This is a genomic window from Lysobacter enzymogenes (genome assembly GCF_017168095.1).
GTDB classification, from domain to species: Bacteria; Pseudomonadota; Gammaproteobacteria; order Xanthomonadales; family Xanthomonadaceae; genus Lysobacter; species Lysobacter enzymogenes_D.
Genome location: NZ_LXSD01000389.1, coordinates 2,026 through 14,829, shown reverse-complemented (window position 1 = coordinate 14,829; position 12,804 = coordinate 2,026). Strand labels below are relative to the sequence as shown.

General features: G+C 70.7%; 9 protein-coding genes. 2 read left to right on the top strand and 7 right to left on the bottom strand.

Features of this window, described 5'->3' with window-relative positions:
* Together A7A76_RS16040 and A7A76_RS16035 are read left to right on the top strand one after the other, a co-directional pair.
* Positions 1-327: hypothetical protein (locus tag A7A76_RS16040; protein ID WP_206412127.1), on the top strand; the 327-nt coding region annotated here is incomplete at its 5' end.
* 7 nt (positions 328-334) lie between these two features.
* Positions 335-1,021 (top strand): phospholipase D-like domain-containing protein, encoded by a 687-nt coding sequence (locus tag A7A76_RS16035; protein WP_206412126.1) that lies wholly within the window; start codon positions 335-337, stop codon positions 1,019-1,021.
* Between the two features lie 131 nt (positions 1,022-1,152).
* Here the strand turns inward: A7A76_RS16035 and A7A76_RS16030 are convergent, their stop codons facing one another.
* The 7 genes from A7A76_RS16030 to A7A76_RS16000 form a co-directional block, all read right to left on the bottom strand.
* Positions 1,153-2,352, bottom strand: coding sequence for a CaiB/BaiF CoA transferase family protein (locus A7A76_RS16030; protein WP_206412125.1), 1,200 nt, complete (start codon positions 2,350-2,352; stop codon positions 1,153-1,155).
* Between the two features lie 98 nt (positions 2,353-2,450).
* Positions 2,451-4,376, bottom strand: coding sequence for a glycoside hydrolase family 127 protein (locus A7A76_RS16025; RefSeq protein WP_241200979.1), 1,926 nt, complete (start codon positions 4,374-4,376; stop codon positions 2,451-2,453).
* Between the two features lie 4 nt (positions 4,377-4,380).
* Positions 4,381-6,561, bottom strand: coding sequence for an SUMF1/EgtB/PvdO family nonheme iron enzyme (locus A7A76_RS16020; RefSeq protein WP_206412124.1), 2,181 nt, complete (start codon positions 6,559-6,561; stop codon positions 4,381-4,383).
* A gap of 74 nt (positions 6,562-6,635) precedes the next feature.
* Positions 6,636-7,595, bottom strand: a complete 960-nt coding sequence (locus tag A7A76_RS16015) for a ribokinase (RefSeq protein ID WP_206412123.1) — start codon at positions 7,593-7,595, stop codon at positions 6,636-6,638.
* On the bottom strand, positions 7,592-8,854 hold the full coding sequence (locus A7A76_RS16010) for a serine hydrolase domain-containing protein (protein WP_206412122.1): 1,263 nt from the start codon (positions 8,852-8,854) through the stop codon (positions 7,592-7,594). Before A7A76_RS16010 ends, A7A76_RS16015 begins: the two co-directional genes overlap by 4 nt.
* A gap of 255 nt (positions 8,855-9,109) precedes the next feature.
* Positions 9,110-11,404 (bottom strand): TonB-dependent receptor, encoded by a 2,295-nt coding sequence (locus A7A76_RS16005; RefSeq protein WP_206412121.1) that lies wholly within the window; start codon positions 11,402-11,404, stop codon positions 9,110-9,112.
* Positions 11,405-11,751: 347 nt separating this feature from the next.
* Positions 11,752-12,645, bottom strand: coding sequence for a LysR substrate-binding domain-containing protein (locus tag A7A76_RS16000; protein WP_206412120.1), 894 nt, complete (start codon positions 12,643-12,645; stop codon positions 11,752-11,754).
* Positions 12,646-12,804 lie beyond the last annotated feature (159 nt).

The following is a 12,804-nucleotide window of genomic DNA, read 5'->3' as shown; positions in this document are numbered from 1 at the left end:
CTGCTGGCGGCGCTGGAGCGCATCGCCGCGGCGCAGGCCGAGCCCGATGCGGCGCCGCCGGCGGACGCCGGCGCGGCCTTGAGCGCGGCGCTGACTGGGCTCGGCCCGCAGTTGCAGCAGGCGTTCGTGCCGCTGGTCGAGCGCCTGCAGGACAACGACGAGCGCCAGAGCCGGGTCAACGCGGCGATGGTGGAGCTGTTCCAGCGGCTCGGCGAACGCGAGGTCCACGACGCCCCGACCCGCGCCGAAATGACCGAGCAGCAGCGCGAGCTGCAGCGCGCGCTCAACGAATTCGCCGACCGGCTCAACGGCCGCACCCAGCGCTGAGGTTCCGATGGATTTCGCCGAACTCGACCGCACCCTGCGCGAAAGCGTCGCCGACCTGGCCCTGGACAACGAGGAGAAGTTCGAACTGCGCGAACTCGGCGCGCGGCTGCCGGCCGATCGCGTGCGCTACCTGCGCAACCGCGCCTTCGACATGGCCCGCGAGCTGATGCTGGCGCAGCCGCCGCGCACGCTGGATTCGCTGCGCTGGCTCGAGCAGGTGGTCAAGACCCTGGACGCGGTCGCCGACGCGCCGGCGGCGGTGTCCAGCGCGTTCTTCGCGCCCGGCGACGCCTGCCTGCGCAAGCTGCGCGAGCTGTGCCGCGCGGCCAGGCGCAGCATGGACGTGTGCGTCTATACGATCTCCGACGACCGCCTGACCGAGGAGATCCTCGCCTGCCACCGGCGCGGCATCGCGGTGCGGGTGATCAGCGACAACGACAAGCGTCACGACGACGGCAGCGACGTGCCGCGGCTGCTGGAGTCGGGGGTGCCGCTGCGCATCGACGACAGCCCGTTCCATATGCACCACAAGTTCGCGCTGTTCGACGGGCGGTTGCTGGCCAACGGCAGCTTCAACTGGACCCGCAGCGCGACCACCAGCAACGAAGAGAACCTGGTGGTGACCGACGATGCCAACTTGGTGCGCAGCTTCTCGGGGCATTTCGAAGAGCTGTGGCGGAAGTTCGGAGATTGAGCGGCGCGGTGGTTGGGTTGGCGCGGTCGCGGCTCGCGCCGCTCCTACAGTCGGGATCGAAGCGGCCGGAGCCCCTGTAGGAGCGGCGCGAGCCGCGACCGAGAAAATTCGCCTACGACGCAACCCACGCCTCACCCGCGCCTGCGCGCCGCCACGTCCCCCGACTCGCCCAATTCGCGTTTCACCGCCTCGGTGTCCTGCCCCAGCACCGGCGCCGCGAACGGTGCCGGCCCCGGCGTGCGGCCGAACTTGATCGACTGCGCCACGCCGCGATAGCGCCCCACGCCGGGATGCTCGATCGGCGCGACGATGCCTTCGGCCAGCACTTGCGGGTGTTCGAACATGTCCTCGATGCGCCGCGCCGCCGCGCACGGCACCTCGTCGCCGAACGCGGCTTCCCATTCCAGCGCGGTGCGCGCGGCCAGGGCGGCGTGCAGTTGCGGCACGATCTCGGCGGCGGCCTGGGCGCGCTTGCGCACGCTGTCGTAGCGCGGATCGGCGGCCAGCGCGGCCAGCCCGGTCTTTTCGCACAGGGCCTGCCAGAACCGCGGCGTGTTGGCCGAGATGTAGAGGTGGCCGTCGCGGGTCGGATGGATGCCGGTGACGCCGCCCGAACGCATGTCGCGGCCGATGTCCAGGCCCTCGCCCTCGGCCCAGATCAGCCGCGCCGATTGCATGGTCAGCGCGCTGCGCAGCAGCGACACGCCGACGAACTGGCCCAGGCCGCTGCGCTCGCGTTCGTACAGCGCCGAGGCCACGCCGCCGGCGAGCAGGGCGGCGGCGTAATAGTCCACCACCGAGCCGTAGATGATTTCCGGCGGCCCGCCGCGCTTGCCTTGCAGCGCGCACATGCCGGTCATGGTCTGCAGCACCTGGTCGTAGCCGGCCTTGTCCTTCATCGGCCCGGTTTCGCCATAGCCGCTGACCGCGCAATAGATCAGGCGCGGATTGATCAGCTGCAGGCGTTCGAAATCGATGCCCAGGCGCTTGGGCACGCTGGGGCGGAAGTTGTGCACCAGCACGTCGGCCTCGCGCACCAGCCGCAGCAGCGCGGCGTGGTCTTCGGCGCGCTTGAGGTCGAGCACGATGCCGCGCTTGCTGCGGTTGACGCCGAGGAAGGCGCGGCTCTCGCTGGCCAGCGTGGACGGGTACTGGCGCAGGTTGTCGCCGTCGGGCGGCTCGACCTTGATCACGTCCGCGCCCTGATCGGCGAGCAGGGCGCAACCGTAGGGGCCGGCGATGTAGGCGCTGAGGTCGAGCACGCGCACGCCGGCCAGCGGGCCGGCGCCGGCGCGGTTCGGATCGGGCGGAAGCGGGGAGCGGGAATGCATGCGTGGGATGGCGGAGCTTGGACGGTGCGACGGTGCGGGCGATTCAACTGTGCGCCCGCGCGCGTCGCGCGAACAGGCAGGCGGCATATGTTCTGGCGTTACGAATTCTTGCTTGGGGCGTGTGGATCGTGCGCGAAGTCGCAGTGCGGGCCTTGATCGGCCGAGCCGTCCGAGCCGTCCGGCGCCAGCGACAGCCAGGTCAGGCGCCAGGCGCCGTCGCGGCGGCCGCCGGCGCGGTAGTACGGCTCGAACAGCAGCGGCGCGCGATAGCCCAGCCGCAGTTGCAGCTGCGGCGGCGCGTCGCCGTCCGGCGGCGTCCATTGCAGCCAGTCCGATTCGGGCGCGGCGGGCAGGCGCACGGTTTCCTCGGTCTTGAAGCCGTCGATCAGGCCGGTGGCGTAGACCAGCGGGCCGCAGGTGAAGCCCACGTACTCGTGATGCAGCACTTCCTGCGCGACCGCGCTGCCGTCGGGCGCGCGCGATTCCTGCACGTTGCGGTTGCGCGCGCGGTGCGCGACCGGCCGCATCGGCAAGCGCAGCTCGACCGCATCGCCTTCGCGCCACTCGCGCTCGATGGCGAAATAGTCGCCCGCGACCGGTTCGCCGGCGACGGCGGCGCCGGCGACCTCGACGCGCGCGCCCCGCGCCCACGACGGAATCCGCAGCCGCAGCGCGAACCGCGCCGCGCGTTGCGGCGTCACCCGGATGCGGATGGCGCCGTCGTAGGGGTAATCGGTGGCTTGCTCCAACGACAGCTCGCCAGCGAGCGGATGGGGGAAGCGCGCCGAACCCGCGGCGTACAGGTTCACCGTGATCGCGCCGTCCTCGCCCAGCGCGTAAGCCACGCCTGGCAGTTCCTCCACCGCCATCGCGCCGCTGGACTTGCAGCAGCGCCAGTACGTCGTGTGCACGCGCCGCCCGTTCGGGAACACGTAATAGCACCAGTCCTCGCCGTCGGGCGCCTGCGCGGCGAGCAGGTCGTTGTAGGCCGAGCGCTCGATCTCCTCGGCGTAGCGCGCTTGCCCGGTGATCGCCAGCAATTCGCGGTTGAGCTGGATCCAGGCCAGGGTCGAACAGGTTTCGACATAGCCCTGCGGGCTGAACGCGCCGGGTACGTTGAACACCTCGCGCGAGCGATGGGCGACGCCGCCCCAGGGGCCGCCGCCGAGGGTGAGATGGCGCTCGCGGATGCTGCGCCACAGCGATTCGGCCGCGCGCAGGTAATCGGCGTGGCCGCTGGCGCGATGCAGCTTGGCCAGGCCGACCAGGTTCCAGGCCAGCTGATAGGCCTTGCCGGTGGCGATCTCGGCCGCATCGACGCCGGCCAGCGCGCGGGTCAGCAGCGCCAGCGGCGGATGCGCGTCGGCCTGGCCGAGCACGGTCAGGGCCAGGTCGAGGAAATCGCGCTCGCCGGTGGCGAAGTACAGCTCCACGGCGGGGTCGAGCAGCACCGTCGCCGACAGGCCGAAGTGGTTGCCGAGCTCGGTAATGTCGATGCCGCCGTCGTTGAGCGTGCGCAGGCACAGCCGGCCGATGCGGCGCGCCGCGTCGAGGTAGCGCGGCTCGGGGAAGTGCTTGTGCACTTCCAGCAGGCCGAGGATCAGATAGGCATGGGTCCAGATGTCCCAGGTGCGCACGCTCGGCGCGCCGTCCCAGCTGACCGGCTTCGGCGGCTGCTTGCGCATGAAGCGGCGCTCGGGCGCGTAGGTGCCCAGATAGCCGTCGGGTTCCTGCACCGATACCAGGAAGTCGGCGACGCGGCGCACGTTGCCCAGCAGCTGCGCATCGCCGCTGCGCGCGGCGGCCTTGGCCGCGGCGCTGAGCCACTTGCCGGCGTGTTCGCCGTACCAGTCGCCTTCGCTGTTGTGGCGGCGGCGCTCGGGCGCGAACAGCGCGATTGCCGGGCTGGTTTCGTCGACGATGAAATGCGCCAGGCGGCCGCCGAGATTGGCGTCGAGCGCCTCGCCGAGCGGGCCGCGCAGGACGATGCCGGCCGGGTCGAGCGCGGGTGCGTAGCGATGCATGCGCTTACTCCGCGTCCATGACGCAGCGGAAGCCGATGCAGGCCGAGCGGTCCTTGCACGGGGCCATCAGCAGCAGCTTGCCGTGCTGGTCGAGGCGGTAGGCCTGCGGGAAGTACCAATGCGAGGTCTGCGGCTGATAGGAGCTGCCGCCGCGCAGGACCGCCGCGCGGGTGTGTTCATCGAAGTATTCGTCGGTCCATTGCCAGACGTTGCCGACCAGGTCGAGCACGCCGAACGCGCTGGCGCCGGCCGGATGCGCGTCGACCGGATCCGGCGCGCGCACGCGGCGGCCGCGGTTCGGCGCGGGCACCGCGTCGTCGCGCCAGTCGTCGCCCCACGGATAGCGCCGGCCGTCGCCGCCTTGCGCGGCGTACTGCCATTCCCACTCGCGCGGCAGGCGCTTGCCGGCCCACTGCGCGTAGGCGCGGGCGTCCTCGAGCGCGACCCAGGTGACCGGGCGGTTTTCCCAGCCGGCGCGCGGCGCGCCGTCGACCCAGTCGCGCAGGTAGTTGTGCGCATCGCGCGGGACATAGCCGCTGGCGCGGACGAAGTCGAGGTACTGCGCGTTGGTCACCGGAGTGCGGTCGATGAAGAAGCGCGGCAGGCTCAGACGCCGGCGATGGTTGCGGCGCGCGCTGTTCTCCCACGAGTACTGCACGTCGGCGCCGTCCCAGGTCTGGCCTTCGATCTGCACGCCGCCGACGACGAAGTCGAATTCGCCGGCGGGAATCTCGACCATGCCTTCCGGCGCGGCCGCGGCCGGCGCGGTCGGCGCGATCGCCACCAGGGTCTGCGGCAGCGAAGCCCATTGCGCGCTGTACTCGCGCAGCGGCGTGGCCGACATCGTCCGCATCCGCGCCAGGAACGCATCGAGTCCGTCGCGCGCGGCGCCGGCCGGCAGCGCCAGCAGCGCGCCGAAGCCGCGGCGCTCCAGCGCGAACGCCAGCAGCGCGCGTTCGCCGTCCACGCGCGGCGCCAGCTCGGCGCCGTTCCACAGGTCGAAGTAACGCTGGCCGGGCGCGTGCGCGACCGCGATCATCTCGCCGTCGAGATCGGATTCGTTGCGGTTGACCACGCTCCACACCGTCGCGCCCTCGTGCGGAAAACGGCTGGCGAACACGCCGTGCTGCAGGGTGCGCGCGTACGGCCGCCAGTCGGCGCTGACGAAGTGCGGCGCGAACTCGCGCTCGATCGCGGCGATGCGGCGCAGGGTTTCCGCGTCGCGTTCGGTGAGCTGGTTCCACAGGCCCCAGATGTTCTCCCAGGCGTTGTAGCCGATGCCGTTGAAGAAGATGTACTGCAGGTCGTGGTTGCGGTCGCGGCCCCAGCGGTTCTCGTAGTTGATCATGTGCCGCGGTTCCAGCCACTTGAACTTGGCCACCGGCGGCACCGGCTCGTTCGGCGCCTTCTTGCCCCAGCTCTGCACGTTCCAGATCAGCGCTTCCTCGGCGCTGATGGTCGATTCGGGCTGCAGCACCACCGGGCGGCCGGCGGCGTCGCAGGCGTCGAAGAACGCGCGCGGCACGCCGTTGTAGGTGTCGCCGTTGACGCCGTCGGCGCCGACCGCCTTGACCAGTTCGGCGACGCAGTCCCAGTCGCGGCGGCCGCTGTCGCGGGTGCCGTGGTCCCAGGGCATGGTCGGCAGGAACACGCGCACGCCGCGGCGGTGGAAATCGGCGACCGCGCCGCGCAGGCCGTCGAGGCCGCCGGGCAGGTCGCGGGCGAGGTCGAATTGATTGCGGTCGTCGACGCCGATGTTGGGATAGACCGGCCAGATCAGCACGCTGTCGATGCCGCCATAGCGGCGCTCCAGGTCGTCGAGATAGCGGTCGACGGTGTAGCGGCCTGCCACCGGATCGTAGAAGTAGCGGTCCTCGACCATCATCTGCGCGTGAACGAAGTTGCGCTGCGCCCATTGCAGCTCGGGCCGGCGGTAATGCGCATCGTCGTAGCCGATGCGCACCAGGTGCTCGCGGCGCCAGTCCTTGAGCTCTTCGATCCAGTCGTCGAGGCTGGCGTCGACGTCGATCTTCCAATGGCCGATCTCGGCGAACGGCCAGCCCGGCGCTTTGCCCGGCAGCGGCAGATAGCGCTGGGTGGTGACGTGGGAGAACTTGTACTCGCTGCGCACGCGCGGGCGTTCGGCTTCGGGGGCGGCGTCGGCGGCGGGGTCGTATTCGGACATGGGCGGACTGGAGTTCGGGAAAGTGAAAGAGGCGAAGCGACTGTGGGAGGGACTTCAGTCCCGATGCTTTTGTCTCAGATCGCGGCGACCTGACCGGAAGGCATCGGGACTGAAGTCCCTCCCACGAAATCCGGGCCCTCGGCAGTGTGCAACAGCGCTTCGACTTCGGCATGACTGGGCACGCTGGTCTGCGCGCCGGGGCGGGTGCAGGCCAGCGCTGAGGCCGCGCAGGCGCGGCGCAAGGCATGGGCGAACGCTTCGCTGCCGGCCAGCGCCGCGACCAGCGCGCCGCAGAAGGTGTCGCCGGCCGCGGTGGTATCGACCGCTTCGACCGCGAACGCATCCTGGCGCAAACGCGCGCCATCGACGCGGGCGAGGCAGCCGCGCGCGCCCAGGGTCACCACCACGCGCGGCACGCGCACGGCGGCGAGCGCGGCGTCGAGATCGGCGAGGCCGGTCAGCGCGCTCAGCTCGCCTTCGTTGACGATCAGCAGGTCGATGTCGGCGAGCAACGCCCTCGGCAAAGCCTGCGCCGGCGCGGCGTTCAACGCGACCGCGACGCCCGCCGCGCGCGCCTGCCGCGCCCACGCCGCGACCGCGTCCAGCGGCGATTCGAGCTGCAACAGCAACCAGCCAACGCCGTCGAGCGCGGGCAGGTCGTCGCCGCGCAGCGCGGCGTTGGCGCCGGGCGCGACCACGATCGCGTTCTCGCCGTCGTCGGCGACGCAGACGAAGGCGGTGCCGGTGGCGCGCTCGTTGCAGCGGCGCACGATCAGTTCCACCCCGCCGTCGCGCAGCGAGCGCTCGATCGGCCCGGCGTGCGCGTCCGCGCCCAGGGCCAGCAGCATGCGCGTCGGCGCGGCGCCGGCGCGCGCGCAGGCCAGCGCCTGGTTGGCGCCCTTGCCGCCCGGATAAGTGGCCAGTTCGCGGCCGAGCACGGTTTCGCCGGGCGCGGGCGCGTGCGCGGCGCGCACCACAAAGTCGAGATTGGCCGAGCCGGCGACGAGAACGGTGCGGGGCGATGGCGCAGTCATGGCGGGCTCGGTGCGGCGTCCGCGGCGGCGAACGCGAGGCGGTAGAAATCGCGGCTCAGGCGCGGCGGATCGCCGGCGGCGCCGGCGCGCGGCAGATGTTGCAACAGCGCGATCGCGACGGTCTTGCGCTGCGGGTCGATGGCGTAGGTGGTCGAGGCCGCGCCGGGCCAGCCGAACTGACCCGGCGACGCCGGCGCGCTGCGCTTGGCCGGATCGACGACGACCGCGCCGCCGAAGCCGAAGCCCTCGCCGGGATCGAACTGATGCACCGGCGGATCGAGCATGGTCAGCTGGTTGCGCAGCATCGCCGCGACGGTGTCGGCGCGCAGCACGCGCGGGCCGGGGCCGCGCGCGCGCTGGCCGCCGCACCGGGCGAAGCCGGCGCGTTCGGCGATGCGGCCGCCGTCGAGCAGCATCTGGGCGAAACGGGCGTAGTCGCAGGCCGTGGAGTACAAGCCGCCGGCGCCGCTGGGATAGGCGTTGAGCGGCGCGCCGGGTTCGCGTTGCGACGGGCCGTCGTCCAGGCGCAGATGGCCGTCGTCGCCGGTGGTGGTGAGGTCGGCGATGCGCTTGCGCTGGCTGACTGCAACCGCGAAGCCGGTCTCGCGCATCTGCAGCGGCGCGAACAGATGCTCGCGCAGGTAGGCGTCGAAGGCCTGCCCGGAGACGACTTCGACCAGCCGCGCCAGGGTTTCGGTGGCGGCGCCGTCGTAGCCGAAGCGCGTGCCCGGATCGGCCGCCAGCGGCGCCTCGGCGAGGCGGGCGACGAAGCCGGCGAGGTCGTGCGCGGCGTGCGGGTCGTGGCGCGCGGTCAGCGCCGCGGCGAGTTCGTCGCCGGGCAGGCCGGCGGCGAAGCCGGCGGTGTGGGTCAGCAGGTGGCGCACGCTGATCGGCCGTCGCGCCGGACGCAGCCGCGGCGCGTCCGCGGTGCCGCCGGCGGCGACCTGACGGCGCGCCAGCTCGGGCAGGTAGCGTTCGATCGGCGCTTCCACGTCGATCAGGCCGCGTTCGGCCAACTGCATCACCGCGGCGGAAGTGACGGTCTTGCTCATCGAGTAGATGCGGAAGATCGCGTCGCGCCGCATCGGCTCGCGGCGGGCGAGGTCGCGTTGGCCGTAGGCGTGGAAGTCGAGGATGTTTCCGTTGCGCACGATCAGGCTGACTGCGCCGAGGTAGCCACCGGGGCGGGTGGCGCGGTCCAGGAAGGCGTGCAGGGCTGCGTAGGGCGAGGCGTTCGACAGGGGCTGAGCGGAAAGCATCGGGCCTGAAGGCCCTCCCACAAGGTCCGCTGATGCCGCATGGCCGTGTGTGCGAGGACCTTCAGGCCCGATGCCTTTGTGCCCGACCTCAGCGCAAGCCGCACCCATCGCCATCCATCCCACGATCAGGACGGACCAGCGGCGGCAGCGGAAAGCGCGAGTAGGCAAGTCGATTCCTGCAACGAAGAAAAGGCCGCCGCGGCCGTCCTTGCCGCGGCGGATGAGGGCGTTCCGGTCAGGCCTGCGCCGCGGAACTCAGAACTTGAACGTGTGGGTGAGCGAGATCGTGCGCCCGCGCCCGGCCCAGTAGTTCTGGAACCCGCCCGGCGGCTGCGACCAGCTCAGGATGTATTGCTTGTCCAGCAGGTTCTCGATGCCGAGCGAGAACTTGCCGTAGCGCTCGGTCGCGTAGTTGAAACCCAGGTCGAACAAGGTATAGCCCTTGGTGCTTTCGCTGAAACTGAAGGCGCGGTTGTCGAACCCGCGCACGTCGCTGCCGGACAGGTCGCGCGAGAACAGCGTGGTCGCGCCCAGGCTCACGTCGGCGTTGGGGCGGAAGTTCCAGGTCACGGTCCAGGCGAGCTTGTCGGGGTTGATGTCGAGCACGCCCATCGGCTTGTTGAGCCCGCCGGCGCCGAAGCGGCCGGCCGCGTCGGCGGTCCAGAACGCGGTCTTGCCGCGGGTGCGCGAGTACACCGCGCTGACCCGCCAGGCGTCGTTGAAGCGCCAGTCGGCGGAGACTTCCACGCCCTTGATCCGCACCGGCGCGCGCAGCAGCACCAGATCGTTGGTGACCGGATCGATCGCCAGCGACTGGCCGTAGTCGGACTTGGAATCGTAGTGCGAGGCGCTCAGCGAGCCGCGCTCGCCGCGCCAGTTGAAGCCGAACTCGGTGTTCTTGACCACGATGGCGTTGAGGTCGAGCAGGTCGCCGACGCTGATCGGCGGATCGTTCGGACAACCGTCAGTCTGGATGCTGCCGCCGTCGCCGGAGCACTGCACGTTGCGCAGCGGGATGCCGACGTTGGCCAGGGTGAAGCCTTCGCCGTAGGAGCCGAACACCGACCACCGCTCGTCGATGCGCCACACCGCGCCGAAGTTGCTCAGGTTCTCTTGATAATCGAGCGTGCCGCCGCCGACGTGGCGGCGGTCGCGGTACCAGGTGGTGGTGTAGTCGTTCACGTGCAACTCGCCGTCTTCGCGGCGCAGGCCGCCGGACAACGTCACCGGGCCGATGTCCCAGGACAGCTGCATCCACGGCGCGCGGCTCTTGTACTCCATCGGCGGCACCCACAGGCGGTCGGTCAGCGCCAGGCGCTGCTCGGCAGTGTCTTCGACCAGGTCCACGCCGACGCGCAGCTCCAGGCCGTCGACCGCGAACAGCGACGGGCGCGCCCATGAGGTGCGCAGGCCTTTCTTGTTGGTGACGATCTCGGATTGGTCCCAGACCGAGCCGATCGGCCCGAGCAGCGGATCCTGGCGGTCGATGGTGTTCTCCGGCAGGTAGCGCATTTCCTGGTCGGCCTTGTAGCCGTTGACGGTCAGGGTGCCGCCGAAGAAATCGCTGTGGGTGTAGGTGAGCTGGTATTGCTTGAAGTCGTTGATCGCGGCTTTGGAGCCGAAAATCTTGCCGCGTTCGGAGGTGTTGGTGCGCGTCTCGCCGCACAGCGCGCGCTCGTCGGGGCGGCAGCCGAGCACCTGGATGTAGTTGGCCTTGCCTTCGATGTTGAAGTGGCTGACCGAGCCTTCGATGCGCTGGGTGCCGTCTTCGCCGAAGTCGTAGCCGGCCTTGAGGAACAGGTTGCGCGATTCGGTATCGGCCAGCGAGCCGCTGGTGTTCATGCCGATGCGCCGGCCGTTGCCGTCGTAGGTGATGCCGCGATCCAGGAACGAGGCGCTGGCGAGCATGTCGAAGTTGCCGGCCTTGCGGGCGAAGTTGAAGCCGAGTTTCCAGCCGGCGCTGTCGTCCTTGAACTGGGTGGTGTAGCGGCTGATGACGGTGAACTCGTTGCCTTCCTTGGTCGGCGCGGCGGAGAGGTAGTTGATGATGCCGCCGGCCGCGCCGATGCCTTCGGACGCGGACGGGCCGTTGATGACTTCGATCCGGCCGACGATGCCCATGTCGGTGAAGGTGCCGTTACGGGTGCCCTCGCGCAGCGGCGAGCCTTGCGGCACGCCGTCGAACAGGCGCAGGGCGACGCGGCCGCGCAGGTTTTCGCCGGTGTTGCTCATCGCCTGCGAGGATTCGGCGTAGCCGGGCACGGTGCGCGCCAGCACCGCGGTGGCGTCTTCGGTCAGCACCAGGCTGCGCGCGAGTTCGGCCTTCGACACCAGGGTGATGGCGCCGGGAATCTTGTCGACCGCCTTGGGGCTGCGCGTGCCGGTGACCACGACGTTGTCGAGGTTGACCGCGGCGCGGTCGGCGGCGGTTTCGCTGGCGGTTTCGCTTTCGGGCGCGGCCGGCGCGGCGGCGTCCTGGGCGGCGGCGGTGCCGGCGGCGAAGGAGAGCAGCAAGGCGCTGCCGATCGCGGCGGAAAGTGGCTTGAGCATGTTCGGTTCCGTCGTGGTGGTGCGAAGGCCGGCGCGCGCCGCGAGCGGCGTCGCGCATCGTTCCGGCGTTGGCCCGACGGCAGCGTGGCCGCGTCCTTGTGGCGACGTCCCCGACATCGCGCGATCCCCGGATGTTGGCGAGACTATGCGTTCGCCCGCGGGCATAGAACCTTTGCGCGCTATGTTCAGAGGCTAGGTTTTGTTGGGTGAGGCGTTAGAAATTCTTGCTGCGCTGCGGCAAAGACGGCGTGGTTTCGTTTGCGATTGTAGGAGCGGCGCAAGCCGCGACTGCGGGCTTGCACGGTCGCGCCGTATGCGTGGTGTCGCGGTCGCGGCTCGCGCCGCTCCTACAGGGGCTTCGGGGCGCTGCGCTGCTGCATGGCTTTCTTGCTTTCCTGCAGCAGCACGGTGACCAGGCGCACGCGCACGCTCGAGCGCGACCAGACGATGCCGATGCAGCGCTTGGCCGAGGCGTCGGGCAGCGGGATGCGCGCGAGTTTCAGGCCTTCCGGCCACGGCTGCGCCCAGTCGGGCACCAGCGACACGCCCAGGCCGCGGTCGACCATCACCGCGATGGCGTTGAGCGCGTTCAATTCGAAGCGTTCGCGCGGCACGATGCGCTGCGCGCGCAGGTATTCCTCGGCCTGGCGGCCGCCCCATTGGTGGCGGTCGTAGCGGATCAGCGGCTGGGTCGCGAGCAGTTCGTGCGGGTCGCGGTCGGCCAGGTGCGCCGGCGCCAGCACGATCAGCGGCTCCTCGCGCAGCAACTGCCATTCGCAGGTCTTGGGCAGCGGGAAAGGCGCCTGCAGCACGATCGCCGCATCCAGGTCGCCCTGTTCGACCGCGTGGTAGAGGTCGGCCGAATAGCCCGGCTTGATGAAGACGTTGATCTGCGGAAAGGTCTCGACCATGCGCGCGAGCACGTCGGGCAGGATCCCGGCCAGGGCGGTCGGGCAGGCGCCCAGACGCAGCTCGCCGGCGATTTCGCTTTCGGTGGCGACGCTGCGCAGGTCGGCGATGTTGCGCAGCAGCTCGCGCGTGCGCGGCAGGATCCGCGCGCCTTCCTCGGTGACGCTGACGGTGCGGCCGACGCGCGCGATCAGCGGCGCGCCGATCTCGCGTTCCAGGGTGCGGATCTGCTGCGCCACCGCGGCCGGGGTGATGCCGAGCACGCGCGCGGCGGCGGCCATCGAGCCTTGGTCGACGATGGTGACGAAGGTGTTGAGGAACTGGGTTTCCACGGCGGCTCGCGTTCGTTGTGGGGCAACGCTACCTCAGGTGGGTGGGGTGGGCTACTTCCATTAGTCATCTTTGTTTGGGGGGCGGCCCTCACCCCAACCCGCACCCCGGCCCGAACGCAGAGCGTTCGGGCGTTCGGTGCTGCGCGAGCCGATGGCTCG